The sequence below is a fragment of the Cryobacterium sp. TMT1-66-1 genome, from assembly GCF_004403435.1.
Lineage (GTDB): Bacteria > Actinomycetota > Actinomycetes > Actinomycetales > Microbacteriaceae > Cryobacterium > Cryobacterium flavum.
The window spans coordinates 71,882-94,520 of the sequence record NZ_SOGP01000005.1 but is presented as its reverse complement, the minus strand read 5'-3'; the positions used below and the strand labels follow the sequence as shown (position 1 = coordinate 94,520).

Below are 22,639 nucleotides of genomic sequence, written 5' to 3'. Positions count from 1 at the left end.
GCCCACTCCAGCATCGACACCTCCGGCTGGGACATCGACATGCGCGACGGCCGCCCCTGGATCCGCGGACCCCTCATCTTCGACCCCACCCACACCTGGCGCCCCGCCGGCCAAAACCGCGCCGCCACCGCTGTTGAGAAGCCGACCTGGGAAAAGTAACGTCTAGCTCGCGACACCGGTCAAATCAATCAATCAATCAAGCCAGATCAGGTCAGCCGAATCAGGTCAGCCGAATCAGCGCAGCCAGATCAACGCAGCCAGTTGAGCGAAGCCAGACCAATGCAGATTCGCGAGATTTCTTGTCAGACAAGAGCCAGCACGGCCGCGGCCATCGCGGTTGTCGCGGGCAGGTCGGTCATCCACAACGGCGCAGCAGCAGAGTGGATGCCAGCATGCAAGAGAGCGGGCAGCGCCGCTGCATCCGTTTCGTCGATCAGCCAGGCGTCCAGCACTCCGCCGTTCGTGCGCGCGCCGTAGTGCAGACCGACGGCGAGAGCATTGGTCTCGACGCCGATGGTGTGCAGGCAGGCATCGGCCATGCCGCGCACCGACGCGCCGCCGATGATCGGGGATACCCCGACGACGCGCGCGCGGGTGGCACGCAGGGCTTGGCGCACGCCTGGCACGGCCAGGATCGTGCCGACCGACACGACCGGGTTCGACGGTGGTAGCACCACGAGGTCGGCTTCGGTGATGGCCGCGAGCACACCGGGTGCGGCGACCGAGTCGGCCAGCCCGCGCTGCTCGAACCCGGTGATCGCCACTCGAGCCCGATACCGAACCCACCATTCTTCAAAGTGAATATAGTCGCCCGCCGTGTGCTCATCAATATTCTCGGCGAGGCATAGGTGGGTTTCGACCGGCTGGTCGCTCATGGGAAGCAAGCGCACCCCGGGCTGCCAGCGGCGGCACAGAAATTCGGTGGCCTGCGACAGGGTTGAGCCGTTTCTCAGCAGGTCGGTGCGCACGATGTGCGTCGCCAGGTCGAGGTCGCCGAGGGTGAACCACGACCAGCCGCGGCCGTAGGCGGCGATCTCCGCCGACGCGCGCCGGGATTCGTCGGGGCGCCCCCAGCCCTGCTCCTCGTTGATGCCGCCGCCGAGTGTGTACATCACGGTGTCGAGATCGGGGCAGATTCGCAGCCCGTCGAGCCACATGTCATCGCCGGTGTTCACGATCACCGTCACGGCCGCGTCCGGGGCGACAACGGCGAGGTGCGCGAGCAGCCCGCGAGTGAAGCGGGCACCGCCGACGCCGCCGGCCAAAACCGTGACTCGCTTCACGCCGACACCGCCGCCGAATAGACGATGACCGGATGCCCGCCGCGCGGATGCTCCAGAATGAAGCAGTCCACGCCGTAGACGGCACCGATGATCTCCGGGGTGAGCACCTCGGCGGGCGTGCCGGAGGCCACCAGCAGGCCGCCGTCGAGCAACAGAATGTGGTCGCAATACGCCGCCGCGAGATTGAGATCGTGCAGGGCCATGATGGACGTCACCCCGAGCTCCCGTACCTGGCCGAGCAGCGAAAGCTGGGCGCTCACGTCGAGATGGTTGGTCGGTTCGTCGAGCAGCAACAGGCTCGGTTGCTGCGCCATGGCCCGCGCGATCTGCACGCGCTGCTGCTGCCCGCCGCTCAGGGTGTGCCAGGACCGGTCGGCGAGCGCTAGGACACCCACCGCCTCGAGGGCATCGAGAGCGACGGCACGATCCTCGTCGCCGCTGAAGGAGCCCATGAGCCTGGTGCGGTGCGGAATGCGCCCGAGCAGCACGACTTCGAGCACGGTCAGCTCCACGCTCGGTGCAGCATTCTGTTCCAGCAGGGCGATGCGTCGGGCCGCGTCGCGCCGGTTCAGCGACCCGACCGAGACGCCGTCGAGGGCGGCGGTGCCGGCATCCGCTTTGTCGATGCCGGCAATGAGCCGTAGCAGGGTGGACTTGCCGGCGCCGTTCGGGCCGAGCAGGCCGGTGACGCTGCCGGTGGGCAGCGACGCTGAGACGTTCCGCAGAATTCTGGTGCCGTCGATCGAGAACGACAGCTGGTCGAGGTCTACGCCCACAGGTGCGACTTCTTTCTCTTGATCAGCAGAATGAACACCGGCACGCCGATGAACGCCGTGATGATCCCCACCGGTAGTTCGCGCGGGTCGAACACTGTGCGGGCGAGCGTGTCGGCAATGACCAGGAACAGCCCGCCGCAGACGGCCACGAGCGGCAGCAGTCGGCGGTGTCCCGGCCCGCTGACGCCGCGCACGAGGTGCGGCAGGATAAGCCCCACGAACCCGATCGAGCCGCTGACTGCCACCATCGCGCCGGTGAGCAGGGCCACCGATCCGAGCAGCGCCCAGCGGGTGCGGTTCACGTTGATGCCGAGGCTCGCCGCCGAGGTGTCACCGAACGCGAACGCGTCGAGCCGAGTCGCCGACAAGAGGATGCCGGTGCCCACGACCAAAACGGCCGTTCCGGCGATCGCGACACTCTCCCAGGTGGCGCCGGCCACGGAGCCGAGCAGCCAGTTGAGAATCTCCCGGTAGGAGTCGCCCTTGGCGGCCCAGAAGATGATGAACGAGGTCAGCGCGCCGGCGAGCTGGGCGATGGCCAGCCCGGCGAGCACGGCCCGCACCGGGGTGATCGTGCCACCGACCCGGGCGATGCTGAGCGTGGCGACAAGAGCGAGCAGCGCGCCGAGAAAGGCTGCGGCCGGCAAGGCGAATCCGATGCCGAGAATGACCACGCACACCGCTCCGACGGATGCCCCGCTCGACAACCCGAGCAGGTACGGGTCGGCGAGGGGGTTGCGCGTCACGCTCTGCATCACCGCGCCGCTGAGGGCGAGGCCGGCGCCGACCAGCGCGGCCGTGAGCACCCGGGGGAGCCGCAGCTGCCAGACGATCGAGTCGACCAACACTGGTACCGGCGGGGCCGCGAGCCCGAGGTGGGCGCCGATGCTGCCCGCCACCTGCGCGAGGCTGACGGCTGCCGGCCCAATGGTCACCGCGACCGCGCACACAAGAATGAGCGCGATAGAGGCCACAACGAACCACCCGAGGTACGCACTCCGGGTCACGCGAGCCCCCGCCAGGTTCGCGACAGCGGGTGAATTGTTGCCTCAACCCTGCTGAAGCAACACTTCACCCGCTTTCGCGTCACGGGGGAGGAGGTCACTCGTTCAGGTCGGCTAACTGGGTGATCGTCGACGACGCCGCTTCTACGTTGCGGATCCCGGCCTCGGTGGAGGCGAACGGCAAAATGATGTAACGCTGGTTCTTCACGGCGTCGAGGACCTGGGTGGCCGGGTCCGATTCGAGGTGGGCGATCTTCGAGGCGGCGGTGTTCCAGGTGGCGTCGACGAGCACGATGACGCTCGGGTTGGCCTCGATGATCGATTCCCAGCCCACCGAGGTCCAGGTATCACTCACGTCCGCGAAGATATTGGTGAGCCCGGCGGCGTCCATGATCATTTCCGGTGAGCCGATGCCGGCGCCCACGTAGGGGGTGGTGGTGCCGCTGGAGTACCAGAGGGCCGTGGTGGTTCCGGCGGTCGACGGCGTCAGGCCGGCGAGGTCGTCGTTCAGGGTGCTGACCAGCTTGGCGGCGGCGGACTCGACGCCAAAGATTGCGCCGGCTTCCTCGATTTCGGTGAACACCGAGTCGAAGGTGAGCGGGTTCGGCATGAAGTCGCCCTTGCACGCTGCCGGTGAGACGTACGTGCCGACGCCGAGCGCCGTCAGGGCGTCGCGTTCGCCCACACCGTCGGCGCTGAAGTTGGATTCCCAGCCGCCGTAGATGAAGTCGGGATTCAGGCCGAGTACCACCTCCTGGCCGGGCAGAAAGTCGCTGACCACGTTGAGGTCGGCGCCCGCGGTGGCGAGTTCCGAGGGCAGCGGACCGTCGAGAAAGGCCGACCCGACGATCCGGTCGCCGAGGCCGAGTGCGAGCAACAGCTCGGTCGCCGACGACTTGATCGACACGATCCGCTCGGGTGCCTTCGTGACGGTGAGGTTCGTGCCGCAATTCTCCACGGTGACCGGGTAGCTCGCACTGGCAGCGGGGGGCTCGGCCGGGGTGGCGGCCGGTGTTGCGGCGGCGGCGCATCCGCTGAGCAGCAGGGCGGCGCTGGTGGCCACGCCGATGAACAGAAAACGAGAATGACGCATGCAGAACCTCATTATTTTGGGCACGGGAGACTGGATTGTCCAGAGACCTGCTGCCCAAATCGAGGCAAGCTCAACCAATAAAATCTAATTGGTGGTCACGAATACCGTAGCAGGGACCGGCCAGTGTAAATATTGAGTCAGTGCGAATATTGGGTCCGACAAGAGGGAGAGCGCATGTTGAAGCTGGGATTGAAAGCGTCGGCGGAGCAGTTCGCACCGCGAGAGCTCGTGGAACTCGGCGTCATGGCCGAAGAGCACGGGCTCGACAGCGTCACCGTGAGCGACCACTTTCAGCCGTGGCGCCACGAAGGCGGCCATGCGCCCTACGCGATGGCGTGGATGGCCGCGGTCGGCGAACGCACCAAGCGGGTGCAGATCGGCACGTCGGTGATGACCCCCACGTTCCGCTACAACCCGGCCGTGCTGGCGCAGGCCTTTGGAACCATGGGCTGCCTGTACCCCGGGCGAATCATGCTCGGTGTGGGAACGGGCGAGGCCCTCAACGAGATCGCCACGGGCTACAAGGGCGAGTGGCCCGAGTTCAAGGAACGTTTTGCGCGCCTGCGCGAGGCCGTCGACCTCATGCGGCAGCTTTGGACCGGCGAGCGCATCGACTTCACGGGTGAGTACTATTCCACCGTCGGCGCCACCCTCTACGACACTCCGGATGCCCCGGTGCCGGTGTATATCGCGGCCGGCGGCCCGGTCGTGGCCCGCTATGCCGGCCGTGCCGGCGACGGTTTCATCTGCACCTCGGGTAAGGGCATGGAGCTCTACACCGAGAAACTCCTTCCCGCCGTCGCCGAGGGGCTGGACAAGGTCGGTCGCGCTCAGGACGACATCGACCGCATGATCGAGATCAAGATCTCCTACGACACCGACCCGGAGGCCGCACTGGAGAACACCCGGTTCTGGGCCCCGCTGTCGCTCACGCCCGAGCAGAAGCAGTCCATTCACGACCCGCTCGAGATGGAGGCCGCCGCCGATGCGCTCCCGATCGAGCAGGTCGCCAAGCGCTGGATCGTCGCCTCCGACCCCGACGAAGCCGTCGCTCTGATCAAGCCCTACCTCGACGCAGGCCTCAACCACCTGGTCTTCCACGCGCCCGGCCACGACCAGAAGCGTTTTCTCGACCTGTTCGAGCGCGACCTGGCCCCGCGGCTGCGCCAGCTGGGCTGAGGCCTAAGCGAACGAATCCCGCTACGCCCAGCGCGCCCCGACCTCGGTCACGGCCGAATCAAGCGGATGCGCCGCCGCAGCCAGCGCCTCGGCCACCGGTCGCACGTCGTCGGGCAGGGCTCCGGCGGTCACCCGAATGAACGCGGGGCCGCCAGTGTTGGACAGATCCGGGGCGGCCAGAAACGGCGAGCCGCCGGCCACCCGAATGCCGGAGGCGGCGAGGCGTACCAGGGCCTCACGCTCGTTCTGCACGGGCAGCCAGGTATTGATGCCGTCGGCCTGCACGACATCGAGGCCGAACTCGGCCAGGGCATCGGCGAGGGCGCGTTGGCGGGCGAAGTAGATGCGGCGGGCCTCGCTGACCTGGGCCATGCTCTCGCCGTTGGTGAGCAGGTCGTGCAAAATGGTCTGCAGCATGCGGCTGGTCCAGCCGGGGCCGAGCATGCGCCGCGATACGATCGGGTCGATCAGCGCGGCCGGGCCGCCGAGCGCGGCCATGCGCAGGTCGGGGCCGTGCGATTTGGAGAAGCTGCGCACGTACAGGGTGCGTTCCGGCAGCCAGAGGCCGAGACTCACGTCGGGGGCGATGCTGATCTCGGCGGAGTGGTCGTCTTCGATCACGATGGTGTCGGCGCTCGCCGGCGTAGCGCGCAGCAGACGGGCCAGCTCCTCGGCCCGATGCGCCGTCATCGAGGCGCCGGTGGGGTTCTGCGCCCGCGGCTGCAGCAGCACCACGGTCGGGCCGAGCTTCAGCGCCGCGGCGAAGTCGGCCGGAACAATGCCGTGCTCGTCGACCGCTACCGGGAGTCGCTCGAGGCCGAGCTGGTCGAGCAGGTCGAAGAACGGCGGAAACGACGGGTTCTCCACGATGACTCGGTCGCCGAACCGCGTGACCGCGTCGAGGCAGCGCGAGATGGCGTCGAGGGCACCGTCGACGATGGTGATGGTCTCGACCGGGTAGGGCCACGACCCGCGCAGCACCTCGAGCAACTCCGGAAGGATGGGCAGGTCCTGATAGCTCGGCGTCACCGCGCGCTGCGATACCCGGGAGAGGGCCGGCCCGAGCGCTGGCAACAACCGCGGGTCGGGCGTGCCGCGCGAGAGATCGAGGCGGGCCGGGCCGATCGGGCCGACCATGGACTGGCTGCGCGCCGGCAGCCACTTGGGCGCGGCATCCTGCACGAACGTACCGCCCCGACCCCGCGACACAATCAGGCCGACGGCTGAGAGGGCCTGCCAGGCATGACTGACCGTGGCGGGACTCACGCCGAGCTCGCCGGCGAGCACTCGAACGGTCGGCAGACGGTCGCCCGGCGCGAGTCGCCCGGAGGCAATCAGTCGGCCGATGGCCGCGGCGATGCCTGCGGGCGTGCGTTGTTCGATTTCGTCGATAAAGTTCTGCATTGCTCTTGCCCCTGGCTGCGTCGGACGACAGGATGATTAATGCGTGCGATACACAGAGAAACACATTTGAAATGTTTACGTCAAATAATAACAATACGAACAGCGCGGTTCGTATCGGCCCTTGACTAACGAAAGCAAGTGGAAGGCACAGCATGAACACGGGTACGACCGGCACCAGCACCGACAAGAGAAACATTGTTCGAACCGCCATCACCCAGGCCACCTGGACCGGCGACGAAGAATCCATGATCGCGAAGCACGAAGGCTTCGTGCGCACCGCGGCCGCCCAGGGCGTGCAGGTGATCTGCTTTCAGGAGCTCTTCCACGGGCCGTATTTCGGTATCGTGCAGGACGCCAAGTATTACGACTACGCACAGGCCGTGCCCGGCCCCATCGTCGAGCGCTTTCAGAAGCTCGCGAGCGAGTACAAGATGGTCATCGTCGTGCCGATGTATGAAGAAGAACAGCCCGGCGTGCTCTACAACACCGCCGCGGTCATCGACGCCGACGGAACCTACCTCGGCAAATACCGCAAGCACCACATCCCGCACCTGCCGCAGTTCTGGGAGAAGTTCTACTTTCGCCCCGGCAACACCGACTACCCGGTGTTCGACACGGCGTACGGCAAGATCGGCGTCTACATTTGCTACGACCGCCACTTCCCGGAGGGCTGGCGTGCACTTGGCCTGAACGGCGCCGAGATCGTGTTCAACCCCTCGGCCACCAAGCCCGGCCTCTCCAACCGCCTGTGGGAGCTCGAGCAGCCCGCCGCCGCCGTCGCCAACCAGTACTACGTCGGCGCGAACAACCGCATCGGCAATGAAGAGGCCGAGTTCGGCGACGAAGCCGTGACCTTCTACGGCAGCTCGTACTTCGTTGATCCCAAGGGCAACTACGTCGGCGAGGTCGCCTCAACCGATACCGAGGAGATCCTCGTGCGCGACCTCGACCTCGGCGTGATCCGCGAGGTGCGCAACTCCTGGCAGTTCTACCGCGACCGTCGCCCCGACTCCTACGAGCCCCTCGTCGCCCCCTAGTAACTAGGCCACAAGTGGATGCTGCCGGCCGGCCTCCGAAACGCAGCCGGCAGCATCCGCTACCCCTGACACTTTCAGCGAAGAGGATGCCATGAAGACTTTGATCAAGAACGGCACCGTGGTCAACGCCACGGGTCGAGGCCTCGCCGACGTGCTCATCGATGGCGAGAAAATCGTCGCGGTGCTCGCACCCGGCTCCACCCTGCTCGGTTTCGATGTGGCGAGCAACGTCGACCGCGTCATCGACGCCGGCGGCAAGTACGTCATCCCGGGCGGCATCGACGCCCACACCCACATGGAAATGCCGTTCGGCGGTACCCAGGCCAGCGACACCTTCGAAACCGGAACCCGCGCGGCCGCCTGGGGCGGCACCACGAGCATCGTCGACTTCGTCGTGCAGTACGCCGGCGAAGACGTGCTCGAGCGCTATGCCGCCTGGCAGCAGAAAGCCGCCGGCCAGTGCGCCATCGACTACGGCTTCCACCAGATCCTCAGTGACGTGCAAGACAGCTCCCTCACCGCGATGGACACGCTCGTCGACGAAGGCGTCTCGAGCTTCAAACTGTTCATGGCCTACAAGGGGGTCTTTCTCAGCGACGACGGCCAGATCGTCAAGGCCATGCAGCGTGCCGCCACGAACGGCAGCATGATCATGATGCACGCCGAGAACGGCAGCGTCATCGACCTGCTCGTGCAGCAGGCCGTCGCCGCCGGCAACACCGGCCCGCTCTACCACGGTCTTACCCGGCCCTGGCAGGCCGAAGAAGAAGCCACCCACCGAGCCATCATGCTCGCCAACCTCACCGGCGCTCCGCTCTACGTCGTGCACGTGTCGGCGAAGCAGGCCGTTGACCAGATTGCCCAGGCCAGGGACAACGGCCAGAACGTGTTCGGCGAGACCTGCCCGCAATACCTCTACCTCTCGCTCGAGGACAACCTCGGCGCCGAGAGCGACGAGTGGGGCACCTTCGAGGGGGCCAAGTGGGTCTGCTCCACCCCGCTGCGCGCGAAGGCCGAGGGCCACCAGCATCACATGTGGCAGAGCCTGCGCACGAACGATATCCAGATGGTCTCCACCGACCACTGCCCGTTCTGTATGAAGGGTCAGAAAGACCTGGGGCTGACCGACTTCTCCAAAATTCCCAACGGCATCGGCTCGGTCGAACACCGCATGGACCTGCTCTACCAGGGCGTCGTCGATGGCAAGATCTCGCTCGAACGCTGGGTCGAGGTGTGCTCGACCACCCCGGCACGCATGTTCGGCATGTACGGCCAGAAGGGCGTGATAGCGCCCGGCGCCGACGGCGACGTCGTCATCTACGACCCCAACGGGCACACGTCCATCGGAGTGGGAAAGTCACACCACATGAACATGGACTACTCCGCCTGGGAAGGCTACGAGATCGACGGTCACGTCGACACCGTCATCTCCCGCGGCAAGGTCGTCGTCGACGATTTCGCCTATCTCGGCGCCAAGGGTGACGGTCGCTACATCAAGCGCGGCCTGAGCCAGTACTTGATTTAGGCCAAGAACCGGATAGCAGGGACAGGACATGGATTTCGGAGCAGTACTGCAGACCAACCCGCCGTCGGCGCGCACCGTGCAACTGGCGAAACTGGCCGAGGCGCACGGTTTCAGCCACGTCTGGACCTTCGACTCGCACCTGCTGTGGCAGGAACCCTATGTGATCTACAGCCGCATTCTGGCCGAGACCAGCAAGATCATCGTCGGCCCCATGGTCACCAACCCGGCCACCCGCGACTGGACGGTGACGGCATCCACGTACGCGACCCTCAATGAGATGTACGGCAACCGCACCATCTGCGGCATCGGCCGCGGCGACTCGGCGGTGCGCACCACCAACGGTGCGCCCACCACGCTGAAGACCCTGCGCGAATCGATCCACGTCATTCGCGAGCTCGCCAACTCCCGCCCGGTGGAATACAACGGTGCCACGGTGCAGTTTCCGTGGAGTCGCGGGTCGAGCCTCGACGTCTGGGTCGCCGCCTACGGTCCCCTCGCGCTCAAGCTCGCCGGCGAGGTGGGCGACGGCTTCATCCTGCAGATGGCCGACCTCGACGTGGCCAAGTGGATGATCGAAAGCGTGCGCACCGCAGCGTCCAACGCCGGGCGCGACCCGCTGGAGATCAAATTCTGTGTCGCCGCCCCCGCCTATGTCGGTTCGGACTGGGAGCACATGCGCGACCAGTGCCGCTGGTTCGGCGGCATGGTCGGCAACCACGTGGCCGACATCGTGGCCAAGTATGGTGCCGATTCCGCCGTGCCGAAGGCGCTCACCGACTACATCAAAGACCGTGAGGGCTACGACTACAACCAGCACGGCAAGGCCGGCAACGAGCACGCCGCGTTCGTGCCCGACGAGATCGTCGACCGGTTCTGCCTGCTCGGTACGGCGAAGGACCACATCGAGAAGCTCGAGGCCCTCAAGGAGCTCGGGGTCGACCAGTTCGCCGGTTACCTGCAGCACGACAACAAGGAAGAAACGATGCGCGTCTACGGCGAGACCGTGATTCCGGCTCTGACCGACGCCATCACGGCTAAGAAGTAATAAGAAATAAGCGGATGACCACCCAGACCGAGCAGAGCGCACCGCTTAATCGCGGCGCGCTTGGCGTACCCAAACCGCGCGTGTCCCACCGTCGGAGCGCCGTCGTGCACCCGCGGCTGCGCGGCGGTCTGTTCGGCCTGGCCGGTCTCGTGCTGCTCGCCCTGATCTGGGAGCTCTACAAAACGCTCGGACCCGCCGACGGAGTGGTTCTTGGCGGCATCACGGTGTTGCCGCGCACGACCGACCTCGCCATGCCGCACCTCGCGGTCATGGCCGAGCGCTTGTTCGACCCGGTGACGGGCGCGGCATCCGCTCTGCCGTTGTGGCAGGCGGTGCTGCAGGGCTCGCTGTTCACCCTCGGCATCGCCGCGGTCGGCTGGCTGGTCGGCGTGACCGTTGGGCTCGCCCTCGCCCTGCTGATGCAGCGCTTTCGCCTGGCCGAGTCGGCGATTCTGCCGTGGATCATTCTGAGCCAGACCGTGCCGCTCATCGCGATCGCCCCGCTGGTGCGGCGCTGGGGCGCGCAGATCCAGTTCGGCGAATTCACCTGGGAAAGCTGGATGTCGGTGGCCCTGATCGCCTCCTACCTCGCGTTCTTCCCGGTGTCGATCGGCGCCCTACGCGGCCTCGCCTCGCCCGACGCCAACCACGTCGACCTCATGCACTGCTATGCGGTCGGCTGGTGGAAGACGCTGTGGCGGCTGCGCCTGCCGGCCAGCGTCGGCTACCTGCTGCCGGCCCTGCGCCTGGCCGCGGTCAGCGCGGTCGTCGGCAGCGTCGTCGCCGAGGTATCGATCGGGCTGCGCGGCGGCATCGGCCGGCTCATCGTTGAGTACGCCGGCGCGGCCGGCAACGACCCGGGCAAGCCCTGGGCACCCATCTTCGGATCGATCCTGGTCGGCCTCGTCGCCGCCGGCTTTGTGGGCCTGATCGGGCTGTTCCTTCGTCGTTTTCGCAGGGGAGAAGTAGCATGACCGACACACTGAATGTGCCCGGAGGCGATGTGCCCGCAGTCGATGTGCCCGCAGTGAATGTGCACGGCGTCAGCCGCATCTTCGCCGCCGGCAAGGGTCCAGGCGTCACCGCCCTCGACGACGTGAGCCTTGACGTCGCGCCCGGCGAATTCGTCAGCCTGATCGGGCCAAGCGGATGCGGCAAGAGCACGCTGCTGAGACTCATCGCCGACCTCGACGTGCCCACGAGCGGCAGCATCGAGGTATTCGGCAAACCGGCCCGGCAGGCCCGCATCGACCAGGACTACGGCATCGCTTTTCAGCAGGCCGGCCTGCTGCCCTGGCGCACGGTCGCCGGCAATATCGAGCTGCCGCTCGAGCTGCACGGGGTCGGCAAGGCGGCGAGGCGGGGGCGTGCCGCCGAACTGATCGCGCTGGTCGGGCTCTCCGACTTCGCGGCGCACTATCCCGACCAGCTCTCCGGCGGCATGCAGCAGCGCGTGGCGATCGCCCGCGCGCTCGCCGAAAGCCCGAGCCTGCTGCTCATGGACGAACCGTTCGGCGCCCTCGACGAAATGACCCGCGAGCGCATGCAGAACGAACTCGTGCGCATTTGCGCCGAAACTCAGGCCGCCGTGGTCTTCGTCACCCACTCCATTCCCGAAGCGGTGTTTCTCTCCAACCGGGTGGTGGTGCTGGAGCCACGGCCCGGACGCATCCGTTCTATTGTGGGCGTTGGGCTTGGCGATATGAGTGGCCGCGGCGAAGACCTGCGCGAAGACGAAGGTTTCTTTCGTTCCCTCAGCGAGGTGCGCGATCTGCTGCACGGCGACCCCGATTCATCGGGCACGGGGTTGCTGACGGGAGTCGTGCCGAAGACCGGAGCTCGCGGGGTCGAGACGCGATGAGAACCGCCCAGCCCGGACTGCTGCAGACCGTACTCGCCCCGATCGGGTTTGGGGTGGCCGTTATTCTGCTGTGGCAGGGCCTGGTCACCGGGCTGGCGATCAAGGCGTTCATCCTGCCGGCACCGTTTGCGATCGGCGCCGAATTCGCCGGCAATCTGAACAATGTCGCCGGCGGAATGGCGGTCACCGGCCGTAACTCCCTGATCGGCCTGGTCATCGGCGCCGTGCTCGGCATTGCGCTGGCGATCGTGGCGGCGCTCGCCCGCCTGCTCGATGAGATGGCCGCACCGATCGTCGCAGCCCTCTCGGTGGTGCCGATCGTGGCTCTCGCGCCGGTGCTCTACACGATGTTCGGCGCCGGCGCCGAGACCGCTCGGCAGCTGGTCGCGGCGCTCGCCGTGTTCGTGCCGGTCTACTTCAACACCCTCAAGGGCCTGCGCCAGGTGCGCCCGGTGCACCGTGACCTGATGCGTGCCTACGCCGTCACCAGCTGGCAGGCCACCCGGGCGGTCACCCTGCCCACCGCGCTGCCGTTCGTCTTCACCGGGCTGCGCATCGCATCGTCGCTCGCCGTGATCAGCGCCCTGATCGCCGAGTACTTCGGCGGACCGGTCGGCGGCCTCGGCAAGTCCATCACCTCGGCCGCGTCGAGCAGCAACTACGGGCTGGCCTGGGCCTACGTGCTCGGCTCGATCATTCTCGGACTCGCTTTTTACTGTGCAGCTCTCATCGTGGAGAAGCTTGTCACCCGCCGTTCCGGCGGCTAAACCACCCACCCCGCCACACACAGCACCAGTAACCAAGGAGGCACCATGAAACATCGCATCACATGGCTTGGCTCAATCACGGCCGTCGGCGCGCTCGTTCTCTCCGGCTGCAGCACGGCGAGCACTGCTCCCTCAACGGATGCCGCCGGCGATCTCACCCCGATCACCCTGCAGCTGCAGTGGTTCGCGCAGGCCCAGTTCGCCGGTTACTACGCCGCGCTCGACCAGGGCTACTACGAAGATGAGGGCCTCGACGTCACCATCGACGAAGGCGGCGCCGACATCGTGCCGCAGGACGTACTCGCCGCCGGCGACGCCGACTACGCCATCTCCTGGGTGCCGAAGGTGCTCGGCTCGATCGAGCAGGGCGCCAACATCACCGACGTCGCCCAGATCTTCGAGCGCAGCGCCACCACCCAGATCTCGCTCAAGGACAAGGACATCACGACCGCGGCCGACCTCGCGGGCAAGAACGTCGGAAGCTGGGGTTACGGCAACGAGTGGGAACTTTTTGCCGGCATGCAGAAAGCCGGCGTTGAGCTCGGCGACATCAACCTCATTCAGCAGGCCTTCGACATGACCGGATTCCTCGCCGGCGATATCGATGCCGCCCAAGCCATGACGTACAACGAGTACGCCCAGGTTCTGGAAACCATCAACCCCGACACCGGCGAGCTGTTCCAGCCCGATGAACTCAACGTCATCGACTGGAACGACGCGGGCACCGCGATGCTCCAAGACTCCATCTGGGCCAACGCCGACAAGCTCGAAAGTGACGCCGACTATGCCGACAATACGGTGAAGTTCATCAAGGCGTCGATCAAGGGCTGGATCTACGCGGCCAACAACCCGTCCGAAGCGGCCGGTATCGTCACGGCGGCCGGTTCGACCCTCGGCGAGAGCCACCAGCTGTGGATGACCAACGAGGTCAGCAAACTCATCTTCCCGTCGAGCAACGGCGTGGGAATGATCGACGAAGCGGCCTGGGCCAACACGGTCGACATCGCCATGAATACCAAGAATGAGACCGGGGCGACCATTATCACCACCAACCCGCCCGCCACCGCGTACTCCAACGAGTACGTGACCAAGGCACTCGATGAGCTGAAGGCTGACGGCGTCGATGTCATGGGCACCGACTGGAAGCCCACCGAGGTCACCCTCAACGAGGGCGGCAACTAACTCACCTGCCGGGCGGCCCGCGAGGGCCGCCCGGCCCACAATTTTTCCGATTCACCAAACCACCCGTTCATACCAACACCACAGAAAGCCAGCGATATACGTGACTGACACCAGCACACAAACTCTCAACGCGCACACCAGCGAACTCGACCGGGCGCACGTGTTCCATTCCTGGTCGGCACAGGCGGCATTGAGACCGCTCGTCATCGCCGGCGGGTTGGGCTGCCGCGTCTGGGATCATGACGGACGTTCGTATCTTGACTTCTCGAGTCAGTTGGTGAACGTGAATATCGGCCATCAGCATCCGGCCGTGGTGCAAGCCATCACCGAGCAGGCCGCGCTGTTGACGACCATTGCGCCGTCCACTGCCAACCTGGCCCGCGGCGAGGCGGCCAAGCGCATCACCGACCGTGCCCCGGCCGGTTTCAACAAGGTATTCTTCACCAACGGTGGAGCGGATGCGAATGAAAACGCCATGCGCATGGCCCGCGCGCACACCGGTCGCGACAAGGTGCTCTCCCTCTATAAGTCGTACCACGGCAACACCGGAGCTGCCGTGGTCGCCACCGGCGACTGGCGTCGCATTCCCAACGAATTCGCGCGCGGACACGTGCACTTCTTCGGTCCGTTCCTCTACCGCAGCGAATTCTGGGCCTCCAGCGAGGCCGAGGAGTGCGCCCGCGCGCTGCACCATCTCGAACGGGTCATCCAGGGCGAGGGTGTGGCCTCGGTCGCGGCCATTCTGCTCGAGTCGATTCCGGGAACCGCCGGAATCATGATGCCGCCGGCCGGCTACCTGCCCGGAGTGCGCGCACTGTGCGACAAATACGGCATCGTGCTGATTCTCGACGAGGTCATGTGCGGCTTCGGCCGAACCGGCCACTGGTTCGCCTTCCAGGCCTACGACGTCGTGCCCGACCTGATCACCTTCGCCAAGGGCGTCAACTCCGGCTATGTGCCCACCGGCGGCGTGATCATCTCCGATGCCATCGCTGCGACGTTCGACGAAACGGTCTTTCCCGGCGGACTCACCTACAGCGGGCATCCGCTCGCTATGGCGTCGATCGTCGGCGCCCTCGACGCGATGGAGGCCGAGGGCATCGTCGAGAACGCGGCCCGCATCGGGCGCGACGTGCTCGAGCCGGGCCTCAATGCCCTGCAGGCCAAGCACCCGATCATCGGCGAGGTACGCGGTGTCGGCGTGTTCTGGGCGCTCGAGCTCGTCGCCGACCCGGCCACCCGCGAACCGGTGAGCGCCGCCGTCATGGCCCGGGTGAAGGCCGAACTGCTCGGCCGCGGCCTGCTGCCGTTCCTGATGGAGAACCGCATCCACGTCGTGCCGCCCTGCGTTGTCACCGACGCTGAGGTGGCCGAAGCGCTCGCCATCTACGACGAGGTGCTCAGCCTCGACCTTCTCGCCTAACCGTTCCAACCAAGTAAGGACCTTCACAATGACTGACACCCCAACCATTCAGCACTACATCAACGGCGAAGCCGCCGCCGGCACCTCGACCCGCACCGCGCCCGTTTACAACCCGGCCACCGGCACAGTCGCCAAGAACGTGCTGCTGGCGAGCACCGCCGACCTCGACGCAGCCGTCGCCGTCGCTCAGGCCGCCTACCCGGCCTGGCGTGACACGAGCCAGGCTCGCCGCCAGACCATCATGTACAACTTTCGCGAGCTGCTGAACGCGCGCAAGGGAGACCTGGCCGACATCCTCACCGCCGAACACGGCAAGGTCACCTCCGACGCGCTCGGCGAGATTATTCGTGGCCTCGAGGTCGTCGAATTCGCCCTCGGGATGCCTCACCTGACCAAGGGCGAGTACTCCGAGAACGTCTCGACCGGCGTCGACGTCTACTCGATTCGTCAGTCGCTCGGCGTGGTCGGCATCATCAGCCCGTTCAACTTTCCGGCGATGGTGCCGCTCTGGTACTTCCCCATCGCCATCGCGGCCGGCAACACCGTCGTACTCAAGCCGAGCGAGAAAGACCCTTCGGCGTCGAACTGGCTCGCCGAGCTGTTCACCGAGGCCGGCCTGCCCAATGGTGTGCTCAACGTTGTGCACGGCGACAAGGAGGCTGTCGACGCCCTGCTGGTGAACCCCACCGTGCAGGCGATTTCCTTCGTCGGTTCCACCCCGATCGCCCGCTACATCTACGAGACCGCGGCCAGAAACGGCAAGCGCGTGCAGTCCCTCGGCGGCGCGAAAAACCACATGCTGGTGTTGCCCGATGCCGATCTCGACCTGAGCGCGGATGCCGCCGTCAACGCCGGGTTCGGATCCGCCGGTGAGCGCTGCATGGCCATCAGCGTCATCGTCGCCGTTGAGCCCGTGGCCGACGAACTCATCGCCAAGATCGCCGAGCGGGTCAAGGGCCTCACTGTCGGTGACGGCACGCGCGGCTGCGACATGGGACCGCTGATCACGAAGGTGCACCGCGACAAGGTGGCTGGCTACATCGACATCGCCCAGGCAGACGGCGCCGACATCGTCATCGACGGCCGCGGCGTCAAGGTTGACGGTGACCCCAACGGCTTCTGGCTCGGCCCGACCCTGTTCGACAAGGTCAGCGTCGACTCCGCCGTCTACCTCGACGAGATCTTCGGCCCGGTGCTGTCGATCGTGCGCGTGGACAGCTACCAGGAGGGTCTCGACCTCATCAACGCGAGCCAGTACGGCAACGGCACCGCGATCTTCACGAATGACGGTGGAGCTGCTCGCCGTTTTCAGAACGAGGTGCAGGTGGGCATGGTTGGCATCAACGTGCCGATTCCGGTGCCGGTCGCGTACCACTCCTTCGGCGGCTGGAAGAACTCGCTGTTCGGTGACGCCAAGGCCTACGGCCCCGCCGGAGTGAACTTCTACACCCGGGAGAAGGCGGTCACGAGTCGCTGGCTCGACCCGAGCCACGGAGGAATCAACCTGGGCTTCCCCCAAAACGCCTAGTCACACCCCGCGAGAGCGCAAAAAGTGCCCGATTGGCCCATCCAATCGGGCACTTTTTGCGCTCTCAACGAGCTGTTACGGTGCTGTGGGATTGCTCAACCTTGGCGGCCTCGGATTGCAGGGCCTGGATGACGGTGCGCACGGCTAAGCGCTCGGCTCGGTCGGGGCGCATCAGAGCCACGATCTGCCGCTGCGATTCGATACCGCGCAGCGGTTTGAGCACGAGTCGACCGGGCTGCCCGCCACCCGAGGTATACCGCGGCACGAGCGCAATGCCGAGCCCTGCAATCACGAACGATTCGATCAGCGCAAGGTCGGCGAACCGCTGCGACATCGACAGTCGGGCGCCGGCCTCCTGCTCGATCGCGTGCAGAATACGTTCGAACGGGTAGCCGTCGGTCACGCCGATCCAGGTCTCGCCGATCAGGTCACGTGGGCCAACCCAGGCGCGATCGGAGAGCGGATGCCCCACCGGCAGTCCCACATCCAGCGGCTCGGTCATGAGTGGAACAACCGTGAGGCCACGCCCGGCCCAAGAGAGCTGGCCGCTCATGGAGTGCGCGAGCACAATGTCGTACTCGGCAGTGAAGGCGGGAAAGTCGCTCAGCTCCGGGTCTTCATCGGCGCAGTTGAGCAGGAGGTCCGGCCCCAGAATCTTGATGACGCCGGGCAGCAGCATCTGGCCGGCCGTGGGAAAGGTGACCAGGCTCACTTCACCCGAGGCGTGGTTGCGGAATTCGTCCCAGAGCGCGGTGGCCTTCGCGAGCGATACCGCCACATCCGCTGCGCTGCGGGCGAGGGCGCGGCCAGCCGAGGTGAGCACGAGTCCGCGACCCTGACGCTGGGTGAGCGGCAACCCGGCTTCGCGTTCGAGCACCTTGAGTTGCTGGGAGACCGCCGACGGAGTGCGGTGAGTGGCCAGGGCGACCGCCGTAACGCTGCCGCGGTCGGCGAGTTCCCGGAGCAGTTCGAGTCGTTGCACGTCCATGTAGCCAACCTACACAATGCATGCAGAATAATACGATTGTGCTGCACGGTCGGGAGTGGTCAAATGAGAGGGTCACACACGAGCAATGTCGCCTCCGTGCCGGGCCACTTCACCTCCTTCGAAAGGCATCTCGTGTTCATCCTCATCGCCATCCTGCTCGTTGCCGTTGTTTCCATCGCAGCCCTCGTCGTCGAGGTTCACCGCGACGGCTACCGTCAGACCGAGCGTCGCAACCTGGTTCGCATCTTCTAGGCTCCGCCCCGAGATTCACGGGAGCGGCCTGCGAAAAGAGCCGCTTGCCGGCTTGTTTTGCGGCTTTTGCTTGTGTTTTCTGGGTGTCGGCGGGGGCGGGGGTCACCCGCTCCCCGCTCAGACATTGAGGCGTTCCGGAGGCCTCCGCGTGTTTCGACAAGCTCAACAATCGGCGTGCGCGGGACGCCGTCACACATCAAACTCGCAACCCCGCGGAAAATACCCTGCCCCCGCCTCGTGTTCTGGACACGGAGGGGGCTGTCGGGCATGCTCTAAACTGGCGGACGTGACTGATACGCGGCAGAAACTCATCGACTTCATCTCGGCCGAGGCCGTTTTTCATGGAGACTTCGTTCTCACCAGCGGCAAGAAGGCCACGTACTACGTGGACCTGCGCCGGGTGAGCCTCGACCACCGGGTGGCTCCACTGATCGGGCAGGTCATGCTCGACCTGATCAAGGACGTGCCCGATGTCGTCGCCGTTGGCGGCCTGACCATGGGCGCCGATCCGATCGCCGCCGCCGTCATGCACCAGGGCGCGGCCCGCGGCGCGAACTACGACGCCTTCGTCGTGCGCAAGGAACCGAAAGACCACGGCCGTGGACGCCAGGTTGAAGGCCCCGACCTCGCCGGCAAGCGCGTGATCGTGCTCGAAGACACCTCGACCACCGGCGGGTCACCGCTCGCCGCCATCGAAGCCCTGCTCAAGGTCGGCGCCGAGATCGCCGGCGTCGCCGTCGTGGTCGACCGCAACACTGGTGCTCGCGAAGTGATCGAGGCCGCCGGCTACCCCTATTACGCCGCGATCTCCCTTGAGGACCTGGGGCTCAACTAGTGGCATCAGACGACGAGCGGGGAATCGACTGGCTCGCGTCGCAGCTCGACCCGGAAACCACCGGTGCCGGGGCTGACTCGCCGGACGACTCAGCTGCCAAAGCTACAGGCGATGCTAAAACGGATGCCGCCAAACCGGATACCGACGCACCCACGAGCCGCTTTGGTCGCCGCGCGCGCCGAGCCAAGCCGGTCGTTGACGAGCCCGAGGTCGCCGAGCCCGTTGAGCCGCCCGTTCCGGCAGTTCCGGCCGGGCCGGCTCCCTGGTGGACCACCCCGCTGCCGCAGCCGGTCGAAGCCGCCGCCGCCAGCGCCGCTGATTCCGCGGATGACGCTGCACCGGCCACTCATGCCGAGCCCGAAGTCATTCCGCCGAGCGATAGTGAGCCAGAGCCGGACCAGCAGTCCACTGCAGGGGCCGAGCCCAGCGCGGCCGATGTCGTGGCGGCCGCAGCCGATCCCGCCCCAGCCATTCCAACGGCCGAAGTTCCGGCCGCAGTCATCCCGGCCGTCGTTGTGCCAGCCGCGAGCGAACCGAGTATGAGCGAATCGGCAGCCGTCGAACCTGTCACGGACGGTCCGGTGACGGCCGCCCTAGTAAGGGCAGAGGTTGTTGCTGCTGAGCCCGTCGCGGCCGACCCCGAAACGGCCACGGTCGCCTCTGTCGAACAGCTCGCGCCGGCGCCACCGGCCGTTGTCGCGCCTGAGCCTCTCGAGGCGCAGGCCACGGCCGCAACCGAGTTGCTGCCGGTCTCTGCAAGGGATACTCATGCGCCCGACGCGGGCGCGGGCATCCGCTTGGCCGACGCCAAAGCCGAGGCCGAAGCCGAAGCCGACCAGCCAACGCACACTGAGGCGCCGAGTCGACACCGGTCCCGGCGAGTCCTTGCCGGGGGAACGCAGGCCACCCTAGTCTGGACCGCCGTCGGGCTGCTTGCCCTCATCGTGCTGGTTGGGCTGTTTTATCTCGGCCAGCGTCTGGTCGCGAGTCCGATAGCGGCTCCGGCACCGACCCAATCCGCGACGCCGACGCCCACGCCGACCCCCACGCCCACCCGGACCCCGGAGATCACCGCGGTGCAGGCCGCCGGTGCGCACGAGTGGAACACCCTGTTCGGTGGCGAGTGCCTCGAACCGTATGTCTCGCCGTGGGAGGAAGAGTTCACGGTGGTCGATTGCGCCGTCGCACACACCGCCCAGCTGGTCCATCGCGGCAGCTTCGGCGGCGACACGACCACCGTGTTTCCGGGCGAGGCCGCGCTCGCCGCCCAGATCAACCTGCTCTGCACGGCACCCGGCATCCTTGACCTGAACGCCGCCGGCGCCTACCCGAACCTGCAAATGCAGGGCAGCTACCCGATCACCGACGAACAGTGGACCACCGGCCCGCGCAACTACTACTGCTTCGTAAGCCGAGCCTCGGCCGAACCGCTGGCCGCGACCATCATGGGCACCGGCCCGGCCTGACCCGCGCGGCCTGACCTGCGCGGCCTGACCCGCGCGGCCTGATCGGCCAGCCGACGACGATGCCAACGCCATACACCGTGGAGAAGGAAGACCCATCATGACCAGTTCACCAGCGTTGCCCGAGACGACACTTTCGCAGACCGTGCTGCCGGCGACCATGCGCACTAGCGTTCTGCTGCACCAGCAGCAACTGACCATCGAAGACCGCGCCGTTCCCACGCCCGACAGCGATGAAGTGCTCGTGAAGGTCGCAGCGGTCGGGGTCTGCGGCTCCGACGTGCACTACTACCGCGAGGGGCGCATCGGCGACTTCGTCGTCGACTCTCCACTCGTGCTCGGCCACGAACTCAGCGGCACCATCGTCGCGGTCGGCGCTGACATCGACACCGCACGCATCGGAGAGCGGGTCGCCGTCGAACCGCAGCGGCCGTGCCGCTCGTGCCGGGAATGCCGGGCCGGCCGATACAACCTGTGCTCGAAAATGGAGTTTTACGCGACGCCGCCCATTGATGGGGCGTTCTGCGGGTACGTGACGAGCCAGACCGAATTTGCCCACCGCATTCCCGACTCGGTGTCGTTCGAAGCCGGCGCGCTGCTCGAGCCGCTGTCGGTGGCCATCGCGAGTATTCGCAAAGCCCAGATCGTTCCGGGGTCGTCGGTTCTCATCGCCGGCGCCGGCCCGATCGGCATCATCACGGCCCAGACCGCGCGGGCCTTCGGGGCTGGCGAGATCATCGTCTCCGACCTCGTGCCTGCCAAACGTGAGCGTGCCCTGAAGTTCGGGGCCACCCGGGTCATCGACCCGGTGGCCACCGACCCCGCCACCCTGGGTCTCGACGTGAACGCCTTCATCGACGCCAGCGGGTCGGCGCGGGCCGTGGACAGCGGCATCCGCTCGGTGCGACCGGCCGGCACGGTCGTGCTGGTCGGGCTTGGGAACCCCGAGATGACCCTCCCGGTGGGGCACATCCAAAACCTTGAGCTCACGGTCACGGGCATCTTTCGCTACGTCGACACCTGGCCGACCGCGATCCATCTCGTGGCCTCGGGGCAGGTCGACCTCGACGCGCTCGTCACCGGCAGATTCGACCTCGACCACGTCGCCGAAGCGCTCGACAGCGACCGCGACGAAAACAGCCTCAAGTCGATCGTCTACCCGAACTGACGCGCAGCTTGCGGCCGCGTTAGATCTCGTCACTCTCGATGAGCTCGGTCGAGAGCAGCTCGTGCACGCCGGCCACGATCTCATCGGGCCGAAACGGGTAGCGGTTGATTTCGGTTTCGTCGCTGATGCCGGTCATTACGAGAATGGTGTGCAGCCCGGCCTCAATGCCCGCGACGATGTCGGTGTCCATGCGGTCGCCGATCATGCCGGTGTTCTCCGAGTGCGCGCCGATCTTGTTCATCGCCGAGCGGAACATCATGGGGTTGGGCTTGCCGACGACGTAGGGTTCCATGCCGGTGGCCTTGGAGATCAGCGCCGAGATCGCGCCGGTCGCCGGCATCGGGCCGTCCTTGCTGGGCCCGGTCGCATCGGGGTTGGTCGCGATGAATCGCGCGCCGCCCAGAATCAGCCGGATCGCCTTGGTAATCGCCTCGAACGAGTAGTTGCGCGTCTCGCCGACGACCACGTAGTCGGGGTCGGTCTCGGTCATGATGAACCCGGCCTCGTGCAGCGCGGTCGTGATGCCGACCTCACCGATCACGAAGGCGGTGCCGCCGGAAACCTGCGACTTCAGAAAATCCGCCGTGGCGAGGGCGGAGGTCCAGATGCGGTCCTCCGGCACATTCAGCCCGCTCGAACGCAGCCGGGCGCTCAGGTCGCGCGGGGTGAAAATGGAGTTGTTGGTGAGCACCAGAAACGGCGTGCCCGAGTCGGTCCACTGCTGCAGCAGCTCGGCCGCCCCCGGAAGGGCCTGGTTCTCGTGCACGAGTACACCGTCCATGTCGGTGAGCCAGCATTCGATCTCGTCGCGTCGTGCCATCAGGCG

Annotated in this window: 21 protein-coding genes; 14 read left to right on the top strand and 7 right to left on the bottom strand. The window is 66.4% G+C overall.

What is annotated here, in order from left to right; all coding sequences use genetic code 11:
• Positions 1-302: 302 nt before the first annotated feature.
• The 4 genes from cofD to E3T29_RS02420 all read right to left on the bottom strand — a co-directional run bounded on the left by cofD (position 303) and on the right by E3T29_RS02420 (position 4,156).
• Positions 303-1,283 (bottom strand): 2-phospho-L-lactate transferase, encoded by a 981-nt coding sequence (cofD, locus tag E3T29_RS02435; protein WP_134343933.1) that lies wholly within the window; start codon positions 1,281-1,283, stop codon positions 303-305.
• Positions 1,280-2,059, bottom strand: coding sequence for an ABC transporter ATP-binding protein (locus E3T29_RS02430; RefSeq protein WP_134343932.1), 780 nt, complete (start codon positions 2,057-2,059; stop codon positions 1,280-1,282). The genes cofD and E3T29_RS02430 overlap by 4 nt, the downstream gene beginning before the upstream one ends.
• Positions 2,050-3,066, bottom strand: coding sequence for a putative F420-0 ABC transporter permease subunit (locus E3T29_RS02425; RefSeq protein ID WP_134343931.1), 1,017 nt, complete (start codon positions 3,064-3,066; stop codon positions 2,050-2,052). The genes E3T29_RS02430 and E3T29_RS02425 overlap by 10 nt, the downstream gene beginning before the upstream one ends.
• Positions 3,067-3,160: 94 nt before the next feature.
• On the bottom strand, positions 3,161-4,156 hold the full coding sequence (locus tag E3T29_RS02420; protein ID WP_241987599.1) for a putative F420-0 ABC transporter substrate-binding protein: 996 nt from the start codon (positions 4,154-4,156) through the stop codon (positions 3,161-3,163).
• A gap of 174 nt (positions 4,157-4,330) precedes the next feature.
• On the opposite strand from E3T29_RS02420, the gene fgd reads away from it, so the two are divergent.
• Positions 4,331-5,335, top strand: coding sequence for a glucose-6-phosphate dehydrogenase (coenzyme-F420) (gene fgd, locus E3T29_RS02415; RefSeq protein ID WP_134343930.1), 1,005 nt, complete (start codon positions 4,331-4,333; stop codon positions 5,333-5,335).
• Between the two features lie 21 nt (positions 5,336-5,356).
• Here the strand turns inward: fgd and E3T29_RS02410 are convergent, their stop codons facing one another.
• On the bottom strand, positions 5,357-6,739 hold the full coding sequence (locus E3T29_RS02410) for a PLP-dependent aminotransferase family protein (protein ID WP_134343929.1): 1,383 nt from the start codon (positions 6,737-6,739) through the stop codon (positions 5,357-5,359).
• 152 nt (positions 6,740-6,891) lie between these two features.
• Here E3T29_RS02410 and E3T29_RS02405 point away from each other — a divergent pair, with 152 nt between their 5' ends.
• The 9 genes from E3T29_RS02405 to E3T29_RS02365 all read left to right on the top strand — a co-directional run bounded on the left by E3T29_RS02405 (position 6,892) and on the right by E3T29_RS02365 (position 17,107).
• Positions 6,892-7,776: a nitrilase-related carbon-nitrogen hydrolase gene (locus E3T29_RS02405; RefSeq protein ID WP_092338149.1), complete on the top strand. Its 885-nt coding sequence runs from the start codon at positions 6,892-6,894 to the stop codon at positions 7,774-7,776.
• Between the two features lie 91 nt (positions 7,777-7,867).
• On the top strand, positions 7,868-9,301 hold the full coding sequence (gene hydA, locus E3T29_RS02400; protein WP_134343928.1) for a dihydropyrimidinase: 1,434 nt from the start codon (positions 7,868-7,870) through the stop codon (positions 9,299-9,301).
• Positions 9,302-9,329: 28 nt separating this feature from the next.
• Positions 9,330-10,346, top strand: coding sequence for a TIGR03842 family LLM class F420-dependent oxidoreductase (locus E3T29_RS02395; RefSeq protein WP_134343927.1), 1,017 nt, complete (start codon positions 9,330-9,332; stop codon positions 10,344-10,346).
• Between the two features lie 14 nt (positions 10,347-10,360).
• Complete coding sequence (locus E3T29_RS02390) at positions 10,361-11,320, top strand: ABC transporter permease (RefSeq protein WP_134343926.1); 960 nt, start codon at positions 10,361-10,363, stop codon at positions 11,318-11,320.
• Positions 11,317-12,207: an ABC transporter ATP-binding protein gene (locus E3T29_RS02385; RefSeq protein WP_134343925.1), complete on the top strand. Its 891-nt coding sequence runs from the start codon at positions 11,317-11,319 to the stop codon at positions 12,205-12,207. Before E3T29_RS02390 ends, E3T29_RS02385 begins: the two co-directional genes overlap by 4 nt.
• A complete protein-coding gene (locus E3T29_RS02380) occupies positions 12,204-12,974 on the top strand; it encodes an ABC transporter permease (protein ID WP_134343924.1) in 771 nt (256 codons plus the stop codon). Before E3T29_RS02385 ends, E3T29_RS02380 begins: the two co-directional genes overlap by 4 nt.
• A 45-nt stretch (positions 12,975-13,019) precedes the next feature.
• Positions 13,020-14,156, top strand: a complete 1,137-nt coding sequence (locus E3T29_RS02375; protein ID WP_134343923.1) for an ABC transporter substrate-binding protein — start codon at positions 13,020-13,022, stop codon at positions 14,154-14,156.
• 100 nt (positions 14,157-14,256) lie between these two features.
• Complete coding sequence (locus E3T29_RS02370; RefSeq protein WP_241987598.1) at positions 14,257-15,579, top strand: aspartate aminotransferase family protein; 1,323 nt, start codon at positions 14,257-14,259, stop codon at positions 15,577-15,579.
• Positions 15,580-15,607: 28 nt separating this feature from the next.
• Positions 15,608-17,107 carry a CoA-acylating methylmalonate-semialdehyde dehydrogenase gene (locus tag E3T29_RS02365; RefSeq protein WP_134343921.1) on the top strand — a complete coding sequence of 500 codons (1,500 nt, stop codon included), beginning with the start codon at positions 15,608-15,610 and terminating at the stop codon, positions 17,105-17,107.
• A 64-nt stretch (positions 17,108-17,171) separates the two neighbouring features.
• Here E3T29_RS02365 and E3T29_RS02360 read toward each other — a convergent pair whose 3' ends face one another.
• Entirely contained in the window at positions 17,172-18,095 is a 924-nt protein-coding gene (locus tag E3T29_RS02360) for a LysR family transcriptional regulator (protein ID WP_092338131.1), read from the bottom strand.
• A 63-nt stretch (positions 18,096-18,158) separates the two neighbouring features.
• Between E3T29_RS02360 and E3T29_RS02355 the strand changes: the two genes are divergently transcribed.
• The 4 genes from E3T29_RS02355 (at position 18,159) to E3T29_RS02340 (ending at position 21,813) form a co-directional block, all read left to right on the top strand.
• Positions 18,159-18,347, top strand: a complete 189-nt coding sequence (locus tag E3T29_RS02355; protein ID WP_134343920.1) for a hypothetical protein — start codon at positions 18,159-18,161, stop codon at positions 18,345-18,347.
• 286 nt (positions 18,348-18,633) lie between these two features.
• Positions 18,634-19,182 (top strand): orotate phosphoribosyltransferase, encoded by a 549-nt coding sequence (gene pyrE / locus E3T29_RS02350; RefSeq protein ID WP_134343919.1) that lies wholly within the window; start codon positions 18,634-18,636, stop codon positions 19,180-19,182.
• The gene (locus tag E3T29_RS02345; protein ID WP_134343918.1) at positions 19,182-20,648 is read left to right on the top strand and encodes a hypothetical protein; all 1,467 of its coding nucleotides are present in this window, start codon (positions 19,182-19,184) and stop codon (positions 20,646-20,648) included. Before pyrE ends, E3T29_RS02345 begins: the two co-directional genes overlap by 1 nt.
• A 97-nt stretch (positions 20,649-20,745) precedes the next feature.
• Positions 20,746-21,813, top strand: a complete 1,068-nt coding sequence (locus E3T29_RS02340) for an NAD(P)-dependent alcohol dehydrogenase (protein WP_134343917.1) — start codon at positions 20,746-20,748, stop codon at positions 21,811-21,813.
• 19 nt (positions 21,814-21,832) lie between these two features.
• Here the strand turns inward: E3T29_RS02340 and E3T29_RS02335 are convergent, their stop codons facing one another.
• Positions 21,833-22,633 carry an HAD-IIA family hydrolase gene (locus E3T29_RS02335; RefSeq protein ID WP_134343916.1) on the bottom strand — a complete coding sequence of 267 codons (801 nt, stop codon included), beginning with the start codon at positions 22,631-22,633 and terminating at the stop codon, positions 21,833-21,835.
• Between the last annotated feature and the right edge of the window lie 6 nt (positions 22,634-22,639).